The organism is Reyranella soli (genome assembly GCF_007992495.1).
In the GTDB taxonomy this organism is placed as follows: Bacteria; Pseudomonadota; Alphaproteobacteria; order Reyranellales; family Reyranellaceae; genus Reyranella; species Reyranella soli.
In genome coordinates this window covers 18,402-38,533 of record NZ_BKAJ01000140.1, presented here as the reverse complement: position 1 = coordinate 38,533, position 20,132 = coordinate 18,402, and the positions used below count along the sequence as shown (strand labels likewise).

The following is a 20,132-nucleotide window of genomic DNA, read 5'->3' as shown; positions in this document are numbered from 1 at the left end:
CTGTGCAGAGCTACTAGTCGTTCCTCCCCAGCAAAGCTGGGGAGGTGTCCGCGAAGCGGACGGAGGGGTCATGAGCGCCAGTACGGTCGCCCGTGACCCCTCCGGCCCTTCGGGCCACCTCCCCACGCAAAAGCGTGGGGAGGAAAATGAACCATCACACCGTAAGATACTGATGCACGATGCGCTCGTCGGCCTTGAGGTCGGCGGGCGTGCCGGTGAAGCGCACCTCGCCCTTCTCCAGGATGTAGACGCGGTCGGCGAGCGCCATCACGAATTGCAGGTTCTGCTCGGCCAGGACGATCGACAGCCCGGTCGCCTTGAGCTCGCCGACGCGCTGCTGCAGCAGGTCGACGATCAACGGCGCCAGCCCTTCCGACGGCTCGTCGAGCAGCAGCAGCTCAGGGTTGCCCATCAGCGTGCGGGCGATGGTCAGCATCTGCTGCTGGCCGCCCGACAGCACGCCGCCACGCCGGTCGCGGATCTCGGCGAGGTCGGGGAACAGCGCGAACACCTGCTCTTCGCTCCAGGTCGTCTTGCCGGCGGCGCCGGTGCGCCGCGCGATGTCGAGGTTCTCCCACACCGACAGCTCGGGGAAGATGCGCCGGTCCTCCGGCACGAAGCCGATGCCGAGGCGGCAGATGCGATGCGGCCCCAAGCGTGCGATGTCCTGGCCCTTCCACATCACATGGCCCTGGCGCGGCGGCGTCAGCCCCATGATCGAGCGCATGGTCGTGGTCTTGCCGACGCCGTTGCGTCCGATCAGGGCGATGCATTCGCCAGCCTTCACTTCGAGCGACACGCCGAACAGGACCTGGCTCAAACCATAGGCAGTATGGATGCCGTCGACCTTGAGGTCAGCCCCCCGCTCAACCATGCGCGTGCTCCCCGAGATAGACGCGCTTGACCTCCGGGTCGTTGCGCACAGCGTCGGGCGTGCCCGAGGCGATGATCTCGCCGTGATGCAGCACCGAGATGCGCTCGGCGATGCCGAACACCACCGACATGTCGTGCTCGGTGAAGAGCAGGGTGAGCCCGCGCGCCTTCACGATGTCGCGTACCGAGGCGATGGTCTCGCCGGTCTCCTGCGGCGACATGCCGGCCGTCGGCTCGTCGAGCAATAGCAGTCGCGGCTGCGAGGCGAGCGCGATCGCAAGCTCGAGCTGCTTCTGCTTGCCGTAGCTCAGCTCGCCCGCGGTCTCCTCGGCCTCGGAGGCGAGGCCCACCAACTCGAGCAGCTCCTGCGTGCCCTGGCGATGCAGCGAGCGGCCGGGCCGGAACAGGTTCCACTGCTGGCCCTCGTGGGCGATCAGCGCCACCTGCACGTTCTCGAACACGGTGAGGCGGGGATAGATGTTGATGCGCTGGAACGAGCGGGCGATGCCCAGCCGCACGATCTTCTGCGGCGGCAGGCCGACCAGGTCGCGGCCCTCGAACGAGACGCTGCCCTTGTCCGGGCGCAGATGGCCGGTGATCAAGTTGAAGAAGGTGGTCTTGCCCGCGCCGTTGGGACCGATCACGGCGTGGGTCTCGCCGGCCAGAAGCTCGAAGGTGACGTCGCGCGTGGCGACGAAGCCCGCAAACGACTTCCACAGGCCATCGATGCTGAGCATGGCGGTCATGGCCGGCCTCCACGCGCCCGCACGCGTCGCACCAGGCCGATCAGGCCGTCGGGCAGGACCATCACGATCACCAGCAGGATCAGGCCCAGCACGGTTGGCCAATAGGGCGTGTACTGGTTGGTGAAGGTCTGCAGCAGGTGCAGCACGGCCGCACCGATGATCGGCCCAATGAAGGAGTAGATGCCGCCCAGCAGCACCATGATCAGCACGTTGGCCGATTCGGTCCAGAAGGCGTTCTCGATGTACATGCCGCGGTGGTACATGCCGAACAGCGCCCCAGCGAGCCCGCCGAACGTGCCGGCGACGGTGAAGGCCGCCCAGCGCATGTGGCGCGTGTCGACGCCGATGAAGCCCGCCCGCACGCTGTTCTCGCGGATCGCCACCAGGGTGAGGCCGAACGCCGAATGGCAGATCACCCACAGCGCGGCGATGCCGGCCGCCACCACGACCAGCGTGAAGTAGAAGTAACCCACATGGTGGGCGATGATTTCCGGCATCTTGATGCCAGTGAACCCGTCGTCGCCGCCGGTCACCTCTTTCCATTTGAAGGCCACGCCCCACACCAGCATGGCGAAGGCGAGTGTCAGCATGGCGAAGTAAATCTGTGTCAGCCGCACGCAGAAATAGCCCACGACGGCAGCCACCAGCCCGGCCAGCACCACTGCCGCGGGCAGGGCAAGCGCCAGCGGCCAGCCGTAGGTCGTGAGCAGGATGGCGCAGGCATAGCCGCCGATGGCGAAGTAGGCGGCGTGGCCGAACGAGATGTTGCCGGTGAAGCCGATCAGCACGTTGAGGCTGAGCGCGAACAGGGCGTAGATCATCACCTCGGTCGTAAGGTCGATGGCGTAGCGGCTGCCCGCGAGCGGCAGCAGCGCCAGCAGGAGCACGACGATCGCCGAGGCGATCAGGTCACGGCGCTGCGGCATGCTCAATGCCCCGTCTCGGGCCGGCCGAGGAGGCCCCAGGGCCTGATGATCAGCACCGCCAGCATCAGCAGGTAGGGCAGCACGTCCTGCCAGTTCGGCGCCAGCACCGTGCCGAACTGCACGACGAAGCCGAAGGCGAGCGCGCCCAGGAAGCTGCCCCACATGTTGCCCAGCCCGCCGATGATCACGATGATGAAGCACTCGTTGATGATGGTGGCATCCATGCCCGGCACCAGGGCGATGCGCGGCGCGGCGAGTGCGCCGCCGACGCCGGCCAGCGCCGAGCCGATGGTGAACACCGCCGCGTAGACCATCGGCACGTTGACGCCCAACGCCGCCAGCATCTCGCGATCCTGGGTGGCGGCGCGCACGACGCGGCCCCAGCGCGTGCGGTCGACCACGAACCACATGGCGACGGCGATCAGCGGACCGACGACGCAGAGGAAGAGCTGGTACTGCGGCAGCATGACGAAGCCCAGGTTGACTGCGCCGCCCAGCCCCGGCGGATAGCCGACCGAGTACTGGTCGGTGCCCCAGATCATCTTCGCCGCGTCGCTCATCAGCAGGACGATGGCGAAGGTGAACAGGAGCTGCATCAGGTGCTCCTTGTCGTAGAGATGGCGCAGCAGCAGCCGCTCGATCGCGAAGGCGATGACCGCGAGCGCCGCACCGGCCGCCAGGACGCCGACGAAGAACGGTGCGCCCCAGGTCTTGGCCACGGTGAAGACGATGTAGGCGCCGAACATGTAGAACATGCCGTGCGCGAAATTGATTACCCGCAGCACGCCGAAGATCAGGTTCAGGCCGGAGGCGATGATGAACATGTTCATGGCGAGCGCGAGGCCATAGAACGCGTTCAGCGTGAACATGGTTAGCGTCATTGATGGACTCTCTCCCTACCGTCATCCCGAGCGGAGCGGCCCGCAGGGCCGCGGAGTCGAGGGACCTCGTCTTGTCATCGCATCGACAAGAAAAGATCCCTCGGCTTCGCTCGGGATGACGACTACGCCGCTACGCGGCTCCGTCGTCACTTCGGCTGGATGTACTCAGCCGGCTCCATCATGCGGTAGGCGCGATCAGGCTTCTTGACCATCGGGCCCCAGAACTGGCCGATGTTGGCCTGGTGGGTCTTGGCGTCGATGGTGAGCGTGCCGACCGGCGTGCCGATCGAGAGCCCTTCCAGCGCCTCGGCGACCTTGTCGGGATCGGTCGACTTGGCCTTCTCCATCGCCGCTGCGGCATACATCACGCCGATGTAGCCCAGCGCCGCCCATTGCGGCGTCTCCTGGGTGTTGAGCTTCTTGGCGAGCTTCTCCTGGAACTCCTTGTGGGAGGGATCGTTGCCCTTGTACCAAAGCTCGTAGGTGTTCGAGATCACGTTGTCGGGGTACTCGCCCTTGAGCTCGCCCGCGATCTCGTGGCTGCCGACCTCGCCGCCCGAGATCCACTTGATCTTGTTGAAGAAGCCGAGCGGTGCGGCCTGCTTTACCCACGACACGAAGTGCGGTCCCCACAGGCCCGACAGCACGCCGTCGCAGCCCGCGGCCATGACCTGCGGGATGAACGGGTTGAAGTCGGTGGCGCCGAGCTTGGGCTTCAAGGTCAGCACGATCTTGGCGTCCGGCGCGTACTTCGGCATCGCCTTCAGGATGCCAGCCTCGAGATCGTTGCCGTAGGCGTAGTCGAGCTCGAGATGGCAGATCTTGGCGAGCTTGTTCTTGCCGGCCAGGATCGCCATCGCCTCGCCTTCCTGATCGGTGTTGGCCGAGGTACGGAAGACGTACTTGTGCAGCTTGTCCGTCGTGATCTGGATGCTCTTGGGGATGGTCGAGATGTAGACGACCTTCTCCTGCTTGGAGACCTCGGTCATGGCTAGGCCAACCGACGAGGCGAGGCCGCCCAGCACGATGTCGACCTTGTCCTTGGTGATGAGCTCCTTCATCGTCGAGGACGCGGTCGCCGGATTGAGCTTGTCGTCGCGTTCCAGCGATTCGACCTTACGGCCCATGATGCCGCCCTTGGCGTTCAGTTCCTCGATCGCCATCTGATGGCCGACCAGCGCCGGCGCACCGTAGACGGCGCCGCCACCGGTCAGCGGATAGAGCACGCCGATCTTGATCGGCGCCCCTTGGGCAAACGCCGTCCCGGCGCTGAGCACGCCAGCGGCAACGAGCATTGCGCTGTATTTCATGGTTGGGTTTCCTCCCGATTTGACCGCAAATTTTTGGGTACGCGGTTTACAGTCTCCCCGCTGGCACTAGACCAATACGCGGCTGGTTCGACAAGAAGTTTGATGGCGGCTGGTGCTACAGTCCGGAACGAACGCCAGTTGAAGGACCATCACGATGTCTGAAGCGCTCCCCGCCCTCTGCCTGATCGCCATGCCCGGCCGCCGCCGGCGCACCATCGAGCTTGGCCAGGAGGCCGAGCGGCGCGGCTTTGCCGGGCTCTATGTGCCGAGCCCGACCGGCGGCATGTCGACCTGCGAGGCGCTGGCGTGGAACACCGAGAAGATCACCTTCGCCACCTCGATCGCGCCGATCTACCAGCGCACCATCGTCGACTTCGCGCAGAGCGCCGCCATGATGCACGAGGTGTCGGGCGGACGCTTCCGGATGGGCATCGGCATCGCTCACGGGCCATCCTATGTGCGCATGGGCGTGACTCCGGGCAAGCCGCTCGCCGACACGCGCGCCTTCATCGAGAAGTTTCGCGCCGAGACGTCCTATGGCCCGCTGCCGCCCATCATCGTCGCGGCGCTGCGCAAGAAGATGGTGGCGCTGGCGGGCGAGCTTGCCGAAGGCGTCGTGTTCGCCAACGTCGTGCTGTCGCACATGGGCGAGTCGCTGGCGGCGCTGCCCGCGGCCAAGCGCAACGATCCTGGCTTCTTCATCGGCAACATGATCCCGACCTGCATCAGCGACGACGTCGAGGCCGCCCGCGCGGTGAACCGGCGCACGCTCACCAACTACGCCTTCCTGCCCAACTACCGGAACTACTGGAAGGAGGCGGGCTTCGTCGAGGAGATGGACGGCATCGAGAAGGCGATCGCCGAGGGCCGCCGTGACGACGTGCCGAAGTTCCTGACCGACAAATGGCTGGCCGAAACCACGCTGTTCGGTCCCGCCGCCAAGGTGCGCGATGGCGTCGCCGCCTGGCGCGCGGCGGGCGTGCACACGCCGATCCTGGTGCCGTCGTCGGCGGCCGGCAACCAGCTGAAGGCGATCGACGAAGTCTTCGCCACGTTCGGGTGACGTCTCGCCGGAGCGCGGGCTTCGCCAAGCCCGCGCTCCGGCAGTCGATGTCAGCTTGCGTACGCCTTCGTCACCTCCGAGTGCGCCCACTTGGCGGCGTCCTCGGCCGACATGCCTTGGATCGCCTTGGCGTACATGTCGACGATGATGTACTTGCTGACCACCTCGGCGGCCTTGCGGTCGGGCGGCCCGGCATAGCCGACCAGCCGGCCGTACTGCGGCAGGTCCCTGAAAGGCTTCAGCACCGGATCGACGTCCCACACTGCGTGCTTGGCCCAGTCCTTGGTGGCGCCCGAGGTGTAGCCCTGCTGCGACGTGAACCACTGGTCGTAGATCGGCTTGGAGTGGATCCAGCGCAGGAAGTCCTTGGCCGCTTTCTGGTTCTTCGAGTAGCCCATCAGCATGTCGGTGAAGACGCCCGGCGAGTTGTACTGGCCGGCGACCCCTTTGGGGATCGGGGCGTGCCGGATGTCTTCCCACATCGGCGTGTTCTTCTCGGTCTTGTAGGTGTCGGGCTTCTTCTTGGCCTCGATGTAGATCGAGGCGCCGTTGTTGGTGGCGCTGATGGTCTGGGACAGGAAGGCGCGGTTGTTGTTGGTGTCGTCCCAGGCGAGCCCGCCTTCGTCCATGGTCTCCTTCCACAGGGTGACGGCGTATTTGATCGACTCGACCGTCTCCTTGCTGTTCAGCACGACGGTCTTGCCGTCGGCCTCGACTTCCTTGCCGCCGAACGACCAGAGGAAGGGATACCACCAGCCCGGTGCGTCGCCGAACGTGTGGCCCGCGGTCTGACCGATCGGCCGCCCCTTGGCCTTGAGCTTCTTGCCGGCCTCGCGGAAGATCTCCCAGGTTTCCGGGAAGGTCGCGTATCCGGCTTCCTCGAGCCACGACTTGCGGTAGGCGATCATTGCGCCGCCGGTCGTGAACGGCACGCCGATCCATTTGTTGCCGATCATGGCGATCTGGCGCGAGACGTCGTAGTAGCCGCCCCCGGCCTTGCCGAGTTCCTCGGCCAGGTCGCCGACGTCCGCCAGGCTCTGGCCGTAGAGCTGCGGCCAGTTGCCGAACCCCATGATGATGTCCGCGCCGGCGCCCGACTGGATCGCCGAGGTGATGCGCGACTGCAGGTCGTTGGCATTGACGGTCTCGACCTTGAGCGTGATCCCGAGCGCCTTCTTGCATTCCTGCGTGATCGGGCCCTTGAGCAGCGTGTCGGAGGCTGGCACGAAATCGGCCCAGCGTAGCCAGTGGACGCCGATCTCCTGGGCGATCGCCGGTGCCCGGCCGCTGGCCAGGATGGCGGCCATGCCGCCCGAAGCAGACAGTGTCAGAACTCTACGCCGCGCAATGCGAGCCATGGTTTCCTCCTGTCGTTTTTATGTGTCGGTTTAAGCGTAGGCGCGGGCTGGAGATACGCGTGTCCCGCCGCGCTCTCGCGCCCACCGGGAAGTCGTCTGCCAACTATGCGTGTCGAAGAAACTGCACCACTGCCGCAGGGCCGAAAGGGCATGCCGCGGGCAACGCTGGGTCGAGCATACCCCTGTTCACCGAAGGATCACAGGCCGCAGCGGGGTTGCCGTCTACTCTGGGCCGAATGGAGGAAAGACTGCCAATGAAACCCCTCGCCCTTGTTTTCGCATTGACCCTGGCGCTCGCCGGCTGCGCCCAGTTCCAGCAGCAGGCCGCCTTGTCCTCGGGTATCTCCCCCGGCGAGGTCGAGTGGGCGCGCAAGAGCGGCCGCAACACCGTGACCGGCAACGCCAGCCTGAAGAGCGGCGGCACGACCTATACCTGCGCCGGCCAGTCGGCCAACCTGATCCCCGACACCGCCTATGCGCGGGCGCGCATGACGGCGATCTTCGGCAACGCCACCCGCGGCCAGCGCGCCGCCAGCCTGGGGCCGGTGAAGTTCGAGCGCGACGACTCGCTCTATGTCCAGAGCCTGCGCACGGCGCGCTGCGACGCCTCGGGCAGCTTCTCCTTCCCGGGCGTGCCCGACGGCGTGTGGTACGTCACGACCAGCGTTAAGTGGCAGGACGGCAGCCAGGGCAGCTCGATGATGCAGCGCGTCGACGTGCAGGGCGGCCGGTTGGTCAAGGTGATGTTGCCGTGACGGGAGCGCGGGCCTCGGGCCCGCTCATGTTCATGTTCTTCCGGACCGCGCGCCTCCCGGCGCGCTCATGAGCATGAGCGAGCGAGGACGCTCGCGGTCCAGAAGAGTATGAGCGGGCCGGGAGGCCCGCGCTCCCATGGAGTGGCGCGCGCTCGGCAAAGACACTAGGCTCCTCCGAAACCAACATCGGAGGAACGTGCCATGGCTACTGCTGCAGTCCTCGAAACCCCGACCGCGGCGTTCGATGTCGAAGACGTCGAATACCTGCGCCACGGCGACAAGCCGTTGCTGGCGACCATCTACAAGCCCAGGGGCGCAGGCCCGTTCCCGGCCATGGTCGAATGCCACGGCGGCGCCTGGTGCATGAGCGACCGCCACACCGAGAAACTGCGCCACGAGTACATGGCCTCGCACGGCGTCGTGTCGATCGCGCTCGACTTCCGCTCGGGCAACGAGGACCCGTATCCGGCCTCGGTGCAGGACATCAACTACGCGGTCCGCTGGACCAAGGCCAACGCGCGCGCGCTCAAGACCCGGCCCGACCTCGTCGGCCTGTCGGGCCAGTCGAGCGGCGGTCACCTCGCCATGCTGGTCGCCATGCGACCCAACGATCCGCGCTATTCAGCGATCCCGCTGCCTGCCGGCTCGTCGCCACAGGACGCCAGCGTCCGCTGCGTGATCATGTCCTGGCCGGTGATCAATCCGCTCAGCCGCTACCGCCACGCCAAGCGCGCCGAGGCCAGCGCCAATCCGCCGCCCTGGCCGAAGTCGATCATCGGCCGCCACGATTCCTACTGGCAGTCGGAAGCCAACATGTCCGAAGGCAGCCCGACCATGGCGCTCGAGCGCGGTGAGAAGCTGCTGACGCCGCCTGCGATCTGGTTCCAGGCGCACGGCGACATCATGCACGACTACAAGGACACCGAATCGACCTTCGCCGGCAACGAGCCGCAACGCTTCTGCGCGGCTTACGCCAGGGCCGGCGGCTCGATCGACCTGGAGTACATCGACATGGAGCGCCAGCCCGGCTCTTCGCCGGACCTGTCGAAGTGCGGCCCCATGTTCGGCCAGATGATCGAATTCATCGACCGGCACGTGAAGGTCTGATCAACGCGCCGCCACCGCGACGGCGGCGCCCGCCACGGCGACACTGCTACCGCGGTTGACCAGACGCAGGGCGCGCGGCGAGGCGAACAGCCGATGCAGGCGCGCCGCCAGCAGCACGTAGGGCGAGAACACGCCGGCAACGACGGTGACGATGACGCCGGCCAGCTCGGCGAAGGCGAGCGGCGTGAGCTCGCCGAGCTCGACGACCGACGGCAGCAACGCCAGGAAGAACACGATGGCCTTGGGGTTGCCGAGGTTCAGGGCAAGGCCCGCCAGGAACAGGCCGCGGCCCTCGTCCATGTCGTCGGAGACGGTGAGGGCACGCGGCGGCGCGGTCCACAGCTTCCAGGCGAGATAGAGCAGCCAAGCGGCGCCCGCGTAGCGGATGACGACGAAAATGGGTGCGAAGGTCGCAGCCAGCGCGGCAAGGCCGGCCGCCGCGACCGAGAACCAGACCAGCGCGCCGGCTGCCACACCGGCAACATAGGCGACCGAGCCGCGCGGCCCGCGTGCCAGCACGCGCGCAACCACGGCCGTGACGGCGGGGCCGGGCAGGATGACGACGGCGAGATAGGCTGCGGCGAAGAGGGCAAGACGCTCGATGTCCATGGAACCATTCCTTTCACGATTCGGAGCCGCCGCGGCGAATCGAAAGGACATGGAAGCCACGCCTCACGTCATCGCAACGCACGTCTCCGGCTGCCGGCCCGCAGGCGACGGCATGGGACGAACGCGTTGATTGACGTGAACCGCTTACGGCCACCCGTCGAGACAGGCAGCCCGCCTAGTCAGCCACGGCGCAGCGGCGGTTGCAAGGGGCATGCGCTCTTCCCTTGCCGAGCCCGGCGGGCATCGTCAGAGTTTCCGTCAAAAGGGGGAAACACAAATGACCAAGACGATCAGGCGCCGCGGCGCCCTTCAAACCATGGCCGTGGCAGGCGTGGGGTTGGCATCGCCCAGCCTGGTACGCGCGCAGGACGCGCTCGAGTCGCTGAAAATCATCGTCGGCTTCCCGCCGGGCGGCAGCGCTGACGTCGTGAGCCGCCATCTCGGCGAGCGGCTGGCGCCGGGCTTTGCGCGCAACGTCATCGTCGACAATCGCCCGGGCGCGGCCGGCCGCATCGCCATCGAGATGCTGAAAAATTCACCGCCCGACGGCCGCACCCTGGTGCTGACGCCGGCCTCGACGGTCACGGTCTACACCGACATCTACAAGCAGCTCTCCTACAACCCGGCGACCGATCTCGCGCCGGTATCGTTGACGGCGACCTTCGTGCATGGCCTCGCCGTCGGTCCGGTGGTGCCGGCCGAGGTCAAGACGCTGGCCCAGTTCACCGACTGGGCGAAGGCCAACCCGGCCAAGGCCAATTGCGGCAATCCGGGCGAGGGCTCCTTCCCACACTTCCTCACCCTGGTCATGGCCAAGGCGCTCAATGCGCCGATCCAGCCGGTGCCCTATCGCGGCGGCGCGCCGGGGCTGGCTGACATGATGGCGAGCCAGCTCGCTGCCCTGATGCTGCCCGACGGATCTTTCCTGCCCTACACCAAGGACAATCGCGCCCGCGTGCTGGCGACCAGCGGCGAGAAGCGCTCGCCGTTCTATCCCGACGTCGCCACCTTCGCCGAGCAGGGCGTCAAGGAGCTGGTGGTCACCGAATGGTTCGGCCTGTTCGCGCCGGCGGCGACGCCGGCTGCCGTGGTGAGCCGCACCTCCGACGCCATCGGCAAGGCGCTGGCCAGCAAGGAAATCGCCCAGGCCTTCGCCAATTTCGGCATGGTGCCCAAGTCCAACACGCCGGCCGAGCTTGCCGCCCTGATCAAGGTCGAAGCGGCAACCTGGGGGCCGATCATCCGCTCGACGGGCTTCAAGCCGATGGAGTAGGCGCTCGACGCACGGCAGGGCATGATGCCTGCCGAAAAGGGTTGGGAGGAGCGTTTCATGTATCGGCGTTCGTTGATCGGGGCGGCCGCGTCGGCCGCGCTGTTGCCGGCTGTCGGCCGGGCACAGTCCTTTCCGTCCAAGCAGCTCCGGCTGATCGTCGGATTCGCCGCGGGCGGCGGCGGCGACATCGTGGCCCGTGTGCTCGGGGCGGAGCTGACCAAGAGCGGCGGGTACTCGGTCCTGGTCGACAACAAGCCCGGCGCCGGCGGCAACATCGCAACCCGCGAGGCGCTGCGGGCGCCATCCGACGGCCACGCCGTGCTGTTCGCCAATGTCGGCATGCTGGCGGTCAATCCTTATGCCATGAAGGATGTCGGCTACGATCCGACCACCGACATCGCGCCGGTGTGCCTGGCGGTCGATTTCTCCAACGTGCTGGTGGTGCATCCCAGCGTGCCGGCCAAGACGCTCGGCGAATATCTCGCGCTGGCAAAGCGGCCGGAGGGTATCCAGTACGGATCGTCAGGCGTCGGCGGCGCTGGCCATCTCGCCGGAGAGCTTCTGAAGGCGCGCAGCGGCACCAACATGATCCATGTGCCGTTCCGCGGCGGCGGACCGGCCATGAACGACCTGGTGGCAGGTCACGTGCCGTCGCTGATCGCCAGCGCCCCCACCGCCACGCCTCTGATGCGCGAGGGCCGTATCAGGGCACTCGCCGTCACCGGCGCCAAGCGCTCGCCGTTCGATCCCGACATTCCGACCATCGCCGAGCAGGGATTTCCAGGTTATGCCGCCACCAACTGGTATGCCGTGGTGGTGTCGTCGAAGGTGCCGCCGGAGACCGTCGCGGCACTGAACGCGATCCTGACCAAGGCGCTGAAGTCGCCCGAGGTGCAGGCAGCCTACGCCCAGCAAGGCATGGAGACGATCGCCAGCACCCAGGCCGAGGCGGCGGCCCACATCGCCCGCGAGACCGAGATCTGGAAGAAGGTCATTGCCGACGCCGGCATTCGCCTGGAGTGAGTGTGCGGAATCCCACTTAGGCCAGATGGAAAGCATCACAAGATGGAGTCTCGCCGACCAAGGGGAGCACCATGGTCCGAGACGCACGCTGGATCGGCGCGATTGTCACGTGGGTCGCGCTTCTATTGGGTGCCGGCTACATCGCTTCGGTGCCGTCGCAGTCGTCGGCACACGCCGCCTGGTATGTGCCGGACGCCAAGGCTTTCGACCGGGCTGGGCTCGAGAGGCGCGCCGAGGCGGCGATTGGTATCTGGTCGCGGAACTCGGATGAGACCGACGACGAACCAGCCAATGCCGAGAACGCCGGGCCGCTCGATGCCTATGACGGCGTCTATGTCGGCGTGATCACCACGCGCTCGGAGGGACGCCTGGTCACCTTCAAGCTCAAGGTGAGCAACGGCATCGGCTCGGGAACGCTGATCCAGCGTGAATGCGGCGTGACGCCGATCACGCTCAAGGTCTCATCGACCGCTACTGTCACCGGCTTGGCGCTGATGTTCAGCTCGACCTGCCTCAAGACGGAGATGGCAGTCCGCGGCCGCGCCGTCGGTGGCACGCTTCAGCTCAGGCTGGGCAACCAGTATCTGGAGCTGTCGAAGCCCTGACGATCGACGCACTCAGGCGATCGTCATTTGCATGGTTTGTCGGCACGCAGCGTCACCACCGCCTGTTTGTCCGGTGGAAAACTGCCCTCCATGCAGAGGGGCGGGTTTTCACTGACGATGGCCATCACCACTGCATACAAGTTCGGCCCTTTGTAGGGGGTGTCCTTGATCCGATATGCTGCAGTGACAGGATCAAGGTCCAGAGAGAACGCAGCCTGCCTCGAGGACAGCCACCGCTTCACTTCGGCCAAGGTGCCGCCCTGCAGCGCTGAGGGATCGGGCCTGAAATTGCCCAACGGTTGTTCCGACCAATGCTTCAAGATGTCGATCAAGCTTGGTAGCAGCCAGGCACTGTGGACGTCCGCTGCGCTGCTGGCAGGCTTCGGCAACCGCGTGTGCTGCTCGCCAATGGGAAAGTTCGATATGGAGCACTGGGTATTCGCATAGAGCATCGGCACGATCGTACTCTTGAACCCGGCAGTTATGCGCTCAGGCACGGTTTCATAGGCGCAACCGGTCATCGGCAATTGCGAGCGCGAGTCCCTGCGCAGGCGCGTGAGCATCGATTGCCAGGATGTTTCGAGTGACTGCAGCCAGGTATTTTCGTCGGCGCCGACGAGATCCTTGACTTGCCTGCCGCACACTTTCGCCAGGTGGTCGAGACCTAGCGCCTCTGCCAGGTACTGCCAGACGCCGGTCGGAGCCGCCGGCGACCCCTGGGACGGTACACCCAGCAGCATGACGCCGATTATGCGGTGCCGTACGGGATCATCCTTGATAACCCAGTTCTGGATCATCTGCTTGATGAGCAAGCCTCCCATGCTGTGCGCGACAATGATTACGCTCTCGTAGCGGTCGAAGAATCCGCTGCTGGCCAGCTGGCCCTGAATCGTCTGGGCGAGCTGCGGAATGCTGAAATTGGTGCACAATGCCGTCGTGGCAGCGCTGTAGTCGACGCCCCAGACACCCAGGTCCCTCATCAACAGCGGCTTCGAAGGCGTACCGGGCAGCGCCGTACTCAGCAGCGGTCGCGCATCCGCCGACATAATGGCCGGCCAACTCGCGGATGTGGCGGCATTCCGGAAACTGTCGGTGGCACCGCCGCTGCACCAGGTCTTGGCGTCCGAGCCGGTCGGTACGGCGCACCCGCCAAGTCCGTGCAGCAACAGGATGCCAACCGTGGAGTTGCCGCGATTCCACTCGAACACCCGGATGCTTTGGGCCTGCAGCTCCGCGGCCGGCAGAATCGCGACAGACAGCGCCGCGAGCAGCGTCCCGATGGAGCGCCTGACGACGCAACCCCAAGGCGTCGGAAGGCACAACCGGCTGCTCATGGTGCGCACCTCCTCATGTCTCGGCTTGACCAGTTGGTCTTTATCATCGAGGCCAAGCGACGTTCCGGTGCGTGCTCCGCAATGCATCCGCGGCCGATGACGATCTCGACGACAAGATTCTGCGGCTTGTCGTCGACGACTATGGGGACTTCCTGCTTTAGGAACATCGGCTGGCGCGAGGATCGAAAGACGCCCAGGGCGTCCTGGCTGAGGCTCGCGGCCAGCGCCCCAACCAATCCTTGGCGCATGCTGCGGGAAATCTTGGCGAGCTGCAGGTCATTGTCGATGAGGGTGATGGCCGCCAGGACGGCCTCCAGCTGAAAGTCAGCCATAAGCTTTTCCTCGCCGAGGAAGGCGGAGAGCTCCTCGACGGGGCCGGCGCTGCCGCGCAAGTCTGAATACTTGCGCGCGGTCTCGATGGTTCGTGCCCAGATCGCCGGCGTGTCGAGCGGTGCCTGGAGCTTTGGGCCTGGCCCGGCTGTCTTGAAGCCGGCGACGGCTGCCGCCAGTTCCTCGGGCTTGCTGAGGAACGGCGTGCGCTGCGTGACCTGGCTTCCGGCGACCGGCCCCCAACGCAGCTGACAATCGAGACCGGAGGCCTCCTGGACGCGACAGACGCGGCCGTGGTTGGTCGATGTCGCCTTCAGGTACTTGCAGCCGCACTCGTCGGGGATGTCCTGTGCAGCGGCTGCGACAATGAAGATCAGCGACAGCAAGAGAGCAGAAAAGCCCGTGAGCGGATGACGCACCGGAGCCTCCATCGCGGCAGTAACCTGGGAACAGAGACAACGCCCGGCTGTTGTGCGCCGGCCTCTGCATCCTATCGTTGCATGTCCCTGCTGGTCCAGCTCAAACCGGCGCCGTCGATCTTTACAGGGGCCTGTCGCCGAGGCGAAGCAACGGAACGAGCACCAGCGCGAAGGCCGTCGATGCGGCGGAGACGACGATCAGCGGTCCCAGCCGCCCGTCGAACACATGGTCGTAGAGCCAGGCGCCCACGGTGCTGGAGGCGAGATCCGCGAGGTTCATGATCGACATGAGCCCGGCGAAGGCGAAGCCTTCCGCGCGCTTGGGTGCGAAGTCGGCGGCGAGCGTCAGCGAGGCGATGGTGGCGATCATCAGGGCGACGCCGTTGGCAAAGTGCACGATCGCCGCGGTGACCGGGTCGGCCAGCAGCAGGAACGAGGCGGCCGACAGCGTGCCCAGAAGGATGCTGAGATTGAGCAGCGCCTTCGAGCTCAGGCCCCGGAGCAAGTAGCGATGGACCAGGGCGCCAGCGATCCAGCCGGCCGAGGCGATCGCGCCCAGGATGCCGATGTAGCTCTGCGAGAATTTCAGCTCGTCGGTCATGAAGTAGTAGAGCGGCGTGCCGAAGCCGGGGGCGAAGGAATAGAGAAACAGGAACAGGCCGACAAGGTAGGGCCTGGTCGACTTCGTCGCGGTCACGAGCGCGAGCAGGGTGCGCCGCATCTCGGGGGCGCTCGCGCTCGCTTGTCGTTCGTCGAGCAGGAACAGCGACGCCAGCACCACCGCGATCGGCGCGACGGCGGCGATGGCCGCGGCTACCTGCAGAGCGGAGAGGGCGGGCAGGCTCTCGACCAGCGCGCCGCCGGCGAACGAGCTCGCCATGATGGCGATGTAGAACCACAGCCACTGCTGGCTGACGAAGGTGCTGCTGAGCCGGTAGGTCTGGCCGTTCTCCGCCAAGAGCGCGCCGCACAGCGTGCTGGCGGTGGCCATGGCGTAGGAGGTGAGCAGCAGCGGCAAGGCGATCGCGGCGGGTTCGGCCTGGCGCGCGATGACGGCGAAGGCTGCGACCGCGCAGAGGCTGGCGATGACCAGGTAGCTCTTGCGGCGATAACCGAACAGCGGGACGAAATCGGAGACCAGACCGAAGACCGGCTTGATGATCCACGGGAAATTGAGGACGGCGAAATAGGCTGCGACCTGCAGCGCCGTCCAGCCGATGTCCTTCAGATAGTGCGTCAGCGGCTGGTAGATGATGCCGACGCGCGCCTGGCCGATGCCCTCGACGAGATAGACGATGGCGAAGAACAGCATCAGCCGGCTGACGTGCCGGGCGTCCTCCGCCGTTCGCAAGGGCGGGCCGAGCGTCAGGGCAGAATCGCTTCGCCCTCGATCTCGACCTTGGCCTGCGGATCGATCAGGGCCGAAACCTGGACCAGGGTCATGGCCGGGAAGTGCCTGCCGAGAGTGACGCCCCACGCCGCGCCGATGGCCGCGCCGGCGGCGTTGAACTCGGCGATGTCGGTCACATAGGCGCGCAGTGCCACCAGGTGCTGCGGCTCGCCACCCGCCGCCTTCAGCACGGTCACGAGGTTGGAGAGCGCGACGCGCCACTGCGTGCCGGCGTCGGTGCCCGGCGGGATGTGCGACTGGCCGGGCTCGCGGCCGATCTGGCCCGCGATGCGCACGCTCTTGGTGCCCTTGGCGACGACGGCATGCGAGAAGCCGCGCGGCCGCGACCAGCCCTCGGGCAGGATCGGTGTGTAGGCGATGTCGCTCATGTCCAAAATTCCTCTCAGGCCACGGCCGCCGGCTGGCCGGCCGCCGGGGCCGGACCGCGATCGGCGCTCAGCACGACGCCTTCGTAGCCGCTGGCCGCCACCTTGTTGATGGTGTTCACGTACTTCGGCGTGCCGCCGTTGTAGACGAGGTAGCGGATGGTACCCTGCTCGTGGCCCGGCACATTGGAGTTGTAGCCGGTGAACCACGACTTGGCCTTGCGCATCAGCATCATGGCGTACATGTCGACGACGTGCTTGGTCCAGCGCTGCTCGGCCTGCTCCGTCGCCTCGACCTTGGTGTAGCCCTTGGCCTGCATGTACTCGAGGAGGTCGGTGCACCAGTTCACCCCGGTCTCGATGCCGCGCGGATAGTTGGTCGAGGCCGAACCGCTTTGCGGGCCGGACGGCATCAGCATGTTGGGGAAGCCGTGGATCATCATGCCGAGGAAGGTCGAGATCGAGGTGCGCCACTTGTCGGCGAGCTTGACGCCACCCGCACCCTGGATGTCGATCTTGTCGTAGGCGCCGGTGATGGCGTCGAAGCCCGTGGCGTAGACAATGATGTCGAACTCGTAGTCGCGCTCGGTGGTCGCCAGGCCCTTTTCGGTGACGCGCACCAGCGGCGTCTCGCTGATGTCGACCAGGCTGACGTTGGGCCGGTTGAAGGCCTCGAAGTAGTTGGTCTCCATCGGCACGCGCTGCACACCGAAGCCGTGGTCGCGCGGGATCAGCTTCTCGGCGAGCTTGGGATCCTTGATCCGGCGGCGGATGCGATCGGCGATGTATTCGGAGAACTCGGCATTGGCCTTCTCGTCGGTGAAGATCTCGCGGAAGTTCGCCAGCCAGATGCCGAAGCCCGGCCCGTCGTAAAGCTGGTCCCACAGCGCCAGCCGCTCCTCGCGACTCACCTCGTAGAAGCCGCGCCGGTCGGGCTCGTGCACGAAGCCGCCCGGCGAGCGCGAGCAGGCGGCGAAGATCTCGTCGTAGCGACGGCGGATGTCGGCCATCTCGGCCTCGGAGATCGGCCCGTTGTTGAGCGGGCAGCTCCAGTTCGGCCGGCGCTGGAACACGGTGAGCTCGCCCACCTTGTCGGCGATCTCGCCGATCACCTGGATGCCGGTGGCGCCTGTGCCGACAACGGCGACGCGCTTGCCCGCCATGTCGACTGGCTCGTGCGGCCAGTGGAAGGTGTGGAACGAGCGGCCCTTGAAGCTCTCCATGCCCTCGAGCTTGGGCAGGGTCGGCATCGACAGCAGCCCCAGCGTCAGGATCAGGAAATGGCAGGTGAGCTCGCGGCCGTCGCCGGTGCGGACGTGCCACAGATTCTCCGCCTCGTCGTAGCGCGCGCTGTCGACGCGGCAGTTGAACTGCATGTGCTTGCGCAGGCCGAACTTGTCGGCGACGTGGTTGAGATAGCGCAGGTTCTCGGGCTGGCCGGAGAAGTGCTCCTTCCAATGCCATTCGTCCAAGAGCTCGCGCGAGAAGGAGTAGCCGTAGGTCCAGCTCTCCGAATCGAAGCGCGCTCCCGGATAGCGGTTCCAGTACCAGGTGCCGCCGAGATTGCCGCCGGCCTCGAGCACGGTGGCGTCGATGCCGAGGTCGAGCAGGCGCTTGATCTGGTAGATGCCGGCGACGCCGGCGCCGACGACGATGGCTTCATGGTGCTGCATGCCTGCAGTCTGGCACGAAAATGCAGTGCCCAGTCTCGCGGATTGCCCGTGGATTGCCGACCTGCGGACCGGGACGTCGATTCACACTAATTGCACTTTACTTACAATATTTCATTTTGGACGCAGAAAATGAAATTGCCTCAATGATGAAGAAATAATAATCAGACCTCAGGAAAATGATATGGCGCCTTTGGGGGGCGTCATCCCAAGGGGTGTGATGATGATGAAGACGGCTACGTTCGGTGCCGCGGCGCTTTTTCTCGTGTTCTCCGTTGCCGGTCAGGCAGCGGATCAGCAGGCAACGGCTTTGCCGGGAGCCAACAAGGCGGACAGCACTTGTGTCTCCCAGCACAGCGCCGAGCCCAACCTGTCGGCGACCGATCTCCTGAGCAAGGATTTCGACATCAAGGCGGCCGTACCGGGTGGGCTCTGGCTGCAGAAGAAGCAGGAAGTCTTCTACTGCAATGCCGGGGTCGTGAAGGACGGCGATACGATGTGCTGGAAGCTGCACAAGCCCGTCAGCGGGCAGAGCTGCAGCGAGGCGATCGATCGGGCGTCCGCCAAGGACCCGCGCAGCTAAGGCCGCGCCCCGACGTTCACGGAAATGGCTCTCCTGACGGAGCGCCATTTTTCGTGCTCTCCCGCGCTCGGTCGATTTCGGCGACGCGCTCCCTGAAACGCGCGAGGTCCTCGCCGGCGAGCCGCGACCGCGTCGCCGTGCGCGCCAGGCTGAGCGGATCGACCGGCCGGCCGCCGCGATGCACCTCGAAATGCAGGTGCGGCCCGGTCGACAGCCCGCTGCTGCCGACATAGCCGATCACCTGGCCCTGCTTCACGCGCGCGCTGCGCCGCACGCCGGCCGCGATCGCGACAGGTGGGCGTAGCTCGTCGCCAATCCGTCGGAGTGGCTGATCTTGATCCAGCGGCCGTAGCCGCCGTTGGGACCGGCCTCGACGACGCGGCCGGCGCCAGCGGCGAGGATCGGGGTGCCGGGCGGTGCTGCGAAGTCGACGCCGGCATGCAGGCGGGTGAAGCGCAGCACCGGATGATGGCGCATGCCGAAGCGCGAGGAGATGCGGCTCATGTTGAGTGGCGTGCGCAGCAGCGCCTTGACCACGCTCTCGCCCTCGCCGTTGTAGAAGAACTCCTCGCTGTCCTGCGGCTTGAAGCGGTAGATGCTGAAACTCTGCTCGCCGCCGCCGGTCGTCAGCTCGGCCCACAGCACGCGGCCGGCATCGACCGGCCAGCCGTCGCTGGTCCAGTCCTGTTCGATCAGCACGTCGAAGCGGTCGCCGACCTTGATGTCGTGCTGAAAGTTCACGTCCCACGAGAAGGCGCGCAGCATCTCGACCAACGCCGGCCGCGGCACGCCCGCCGCCTCGGCGCTCACGATCACCGAGCCCTCGACCGCGCCCGACGCGCGCTGCAGCCTGGCCACGGTGTCGAAGATCTCCTCCTCGACGCTGAAATCGCCGTCCTTGTCGCGCTCGAGCGTGATCTCGCGCTTGGGTTCGGGCCGGATCGACAGTGCGACCAGCGACGGTTTGCCGTCGTCTTCCGCTAGCAAAAGCTTCACCGTGATTTCCTGCCCGACCGGCAACCGGTTGAGACGCACGTGAGGCTTCAGGGCCGCAACGGCGTTGCTGACATCGTCGGCGGCGAGGCCGAACTGCTGCAGCACGCTCGCGACCGTGCCGCCCTTCTTCAGTCGCGCGGATGTCTCGACCGGCGAAGGCGCCGGTGGCTCGGGTTCCGTCGGTGCGGCCGGCGGCGGGGCGTCGACGACGACGGTGTCGTCGGCCGATGGTGTTTCAGCCGGCGCTTCCTGCAACGCCAGCGGGGCGGGCTCGGCCGCCGCGATCTCGGCAGGCGCAGTCTCTGCGGATGGGGAAGGCGGCAGCGGATCGCGCGGCGCCAACCAGACGAGTATCGCCGCGAAGGCTAGCCCGCCCAGCAGGACGCCGACTGTTCGTATCGTGTTGTGGTTGTTGGAGGGGCGAGGAGATGAAGAAGTCACAATACGTTTCGGCGCGGGTCCTTCATCGAGCATCTCGCGTTCCTTGAGGGGTCA

Annotated in this window: 21 protein-coding genes; 7 read left to right on the top strand and 14 right to left on the bottom strand. The window is 66.2% G+C overall.

The features are described 5' to 3' along the window. Positions 1-154: 154 nt before the first annotated feature. From RSO01_RS34765 to RSO01_RS34745, 5 genes are all read right to left on the bottom strand, one after another. Positions 155-874: an ABC transporter ATP-binding protein gene (locus RSO01_RS34765; RefSeq protein ID WP_147155197.1), complete on the bottom strand. Its 720-nt coding sequence runs from the start codon at positions 872-874 to the stop codon at positions 155-157. Beyond that, positions 867-1,619, bottom strand: coding sequence for an ABC transporter ATP-binding protein (locus RSO01_RS34760; protein WP_218037552.1), 753 nt, complete (start codon positions 1,617-1,619; stop codon positions 867-869). Before RSO01_RS34760 ends, RSO01_RS34765 begins: the two co-directional genes overlap by 8 nt. Beyond that, positions 1,616-2,545, bottom strand: coding sequence for a branched-chain amino acid ABC transporter permease (locus tag RSO01_RS34755; protein ID WP_147155196.1), 930 nt, complete (start codon positions 2,543-2,545; stop codon positions 1,616-1,618). The genes RSO01_RS34760 and RSO01_RS34755 overlap by 4 nt, the downstream gene beginning before the upstream one ends. Before the next feature lie 2 nt (positions 2,546-2,547). Next, positions 2,548-3,426: a branched-chain amino acid ABC transporter permease gene (locus RSO01_RS34750; protein WP_147155195.1), complete on the bottom strand. Its 879-nt coding sequence runs from the start codon at positions 3,424-3,426 to the stop codon at positions 2,548-2,550. A 146-nt stretch (positions 3,427-3,572) separates the two neighbouring features. After that, entirely contained in the window at positions 3,573-4,736 is a 1,164-nt protein-coding gene (locus RSO01_RS34745) for an ABC transporter substrate-binding protein (RefSeq protein ID WP_147155194.1), read from the bottom strand. Between the two features lie 154 nt (positions 4,737-4,890). Between RSO01_RS34745 and RSO01_RS34740 the strand changes: the two genes are divergently transcribed. Continuing rightward, positions 4,891-5,799 carry an LLM class flavin-dependent oxidoreductase gene (locus RSO01_RS34740; protein WP_147155193.1) on the top strand — a complete coding sequence of 303 codons (909 nt, stop codon included), beginning with the start codon at positions 4,891-4,893 and terminating at the stop codon, positions 5,797-5,799. A 50-nt stretch (positions 5,800-5,849) separates the two neighbouring features. Here RSO01_RS34740 and RSO01_RS34735 read toward each other — a convergent pair whose 3' ends face one another. Continuing rightward, positions 5,850-7,157 (bottom strand): ABC transporter substrate-binding protein, encoded by a 1,308-nt coding sequence (locus RSO01_RS34735; protein WP_147155192.1) that lies wholly within the window; start codon positions 7,155-7,157, stop codon positions 5,850-5,852. 254 nt (positions 7,158-7,411) lie between these two features. Between RSO01_RS34735 and RSO01_RS34730 the strand changes: the two genes are divergently transcribed. Both RSO01_RS34730 and RSO01_RS34725 read left to right on the top strand, forming a co-directional pair. Next, positions 7,412-7,912 carry a hypothetical protein gene (locus RSO01_RS34730; protein ID WP_147155191.1) on the top strand — a complete coding sequence of 167 codons (501 nt, stop codon included), beginning with the start codon at positions 7,412-7,414 and terminating at the stop codon, positions 7,910-7,912. Positions 7,913-8,113: 201 nt separating this feature from the next. Continuing rightward, complete coding sequence (locus RSO01_RS34725; RefSeq protein ID WP_147155190.1) at positions 8,114-9,019, top strand: alpha/beta hydrolase; 906 nt, start codon at positions 8,114-8,116, stop codon at positions 9,017-9,019. Here the strand turns inward: RSO01_RS34725 and RSO01_RS34720 are convergent, their stop codons facing one another. Next, positions 9,020-9,628 carry a LysE family translocator gene (locus RSO01_RS34720; RefSeq protein WP_147155189.1) on the bottom strand — a complete coding sequence of 203 codons (609 nt, stop codon included), beginning with the start codon at positions 9,626-9,628 and terminating at the stop codon, positions 9,020-9,022. It abuts the gene before it with no gap. Positions 9,629-9,905: 277 nt separating this feature from the next. On the opposite strand from RSO01_RS34720, the gene RSO01_RS34715 reads away from it, so the two are divergent. The 3 genes from RSO01_RS34715 (at position 9,906) to RSO01_RS34705 (ending at position 12,529) form a co-directional block, all read left to right on the top strand. After that, positions 9,906-10,901 (top strand): tripartite tricarboxylate transporter substrate-binding protein, encoded by a 996-nt coding sequence (locus tag RSO01_RS34715; protein ID WP_170303582.1) that lies wholly within the window; start codon positions 9,906-9,908, stop codon positions 10,899-10,901. 57 nt (positions 10,902-10,958) lie between these two features. Beyond that, positions 10,959-11,924 carry a Bug family tripartite tricarboxylate transporter substrate binding protein gene (locus RSO01_RS34710; RefSeq protein ID WP_170303581.1) on the top strand — a complete coding sequence of 322 codons (966 nt, stop codon included), beginning with the start codon at positions 10,959-10,961 and terminating at the stop codon, positions 11,922-11,924. 71 nt (positions 11,925-11,995) lie between these two features. Next, positions 11,996-12,529, top strand: coding sequence for a hypothetical protein (locus RSO01_RS34705; protein ID WP_147155186.1), 534 nt, complete (start codon positions 11,996-11,998; stop codon positions 12,527-12,529). Positions 12,530-12,552: 23 nt separating this feature from the next. Here the strand turns inward: RSO01_RS34705 and RSO01_RS34700 are convergent, their stop codons facing one another. From RSO01_RS34700 to RSO01_RS34680, 5 genes are all read right to left on the bottom strand, one after another. Beyond that, positions 12,553-13,863, bottom strand: a complete 1,311-nt coding sequence (locus RSO01_RS34700; RefSeq protein WP_147155185.1) for an esterase/lipase family protein — start codon at positions 13,861-13,863, stop codon at positions 12,553-12,555. Then, entirely contained in the window at positions 13,860-14,579 is a 720-nt protein-coding gene (locus RSO01_RS34695) for a hypothetical protein (protein ID WP_147155184.1), read from the bottom strand. The genes RSO01_RS34700 and RSO01_RS34695 overlap by 4 nt, the downstream gene beginning before the upstream one ends. Positions 14,580-14,733: 154 nt before the next feature. After that, on the bottom strand, positions 14,734-15,963 hold the full coding sequence (locus RSO01_RS34690; protein ID WP_147155183.1) for an MFS transporter: 1,230 nt from the start codon (positions 15,961-15,963) through the stop codon (positions 14,734-14,736). 14 nt (positions 15,964-15,977) lie between these two features. After that, a complete protein-coding gene (locus RSO01_RS34685; protein WP_147155182.1) occupies positions 15,978-16,391 on the bottom strand; it encodes a RidA family protein in 414 nt (137 codons plus the stop codon). Between the two features lie 14 nt (positions 16,392-16,405). Then, positions 16,406-18,061 carry a flavin-containing monooxygenase gene (locus RSO01_RS34680; protein ID WP_147155181.1) on the bottom strand — a complete coding sequence of 552 codons (1,656 nt, stop codon included), beginning with the start codon at positions 18,059-18,061 and terminating at the stop codon, positions 16,406-16,408. Between the two features lie 220 nt (positions 18,062-18,281). Here RSO01_RS34680 and RSO01_RS34675 point away from each other — a divergent pair, with 220 nt between their 5' ends. Beyond that, positions 18,282-18,641, top strand: a complete 360-nt coding sequence (locus RSO01_RS34675; RefSeq protein ID WP_147155180.1) for a hypothetical protein — start codon at positions 18,282-18,284, stop codon at positions 18,639-18,641. Between the two features lie 16 nt (positions 18,642-18,657). Here the strand turns inward: RSO01_RS34675 and RSO01_RS49575 are convergent, their stop codons facing one another. After that, positions 18,658-18,915, bottom strand: coding sequence for a M23 family metallopeptidase (locus RSO01_RS49575; RefSeq protein WP_170303580.1), 258 nt, complete (start codon positions 18,913-18,915; stop codon positions 18,658-18,660). Further along, a complete protein-coding gene (locus tag RSO01_RS34665; protein WP_170303579.1) occupies positions 18,894-19,979 on the bottom strand; it encodes a M23 family metallopeptidase in 1,086 nt (361 codons plus the stop codon). The genes RSO01_RS49575 and RSO01_RS34665 overlap by 22 nt, the downstream gene beginning before the upstream one ends. Positions 19,980-20,132: the final 153 nt, after the last annotated feature.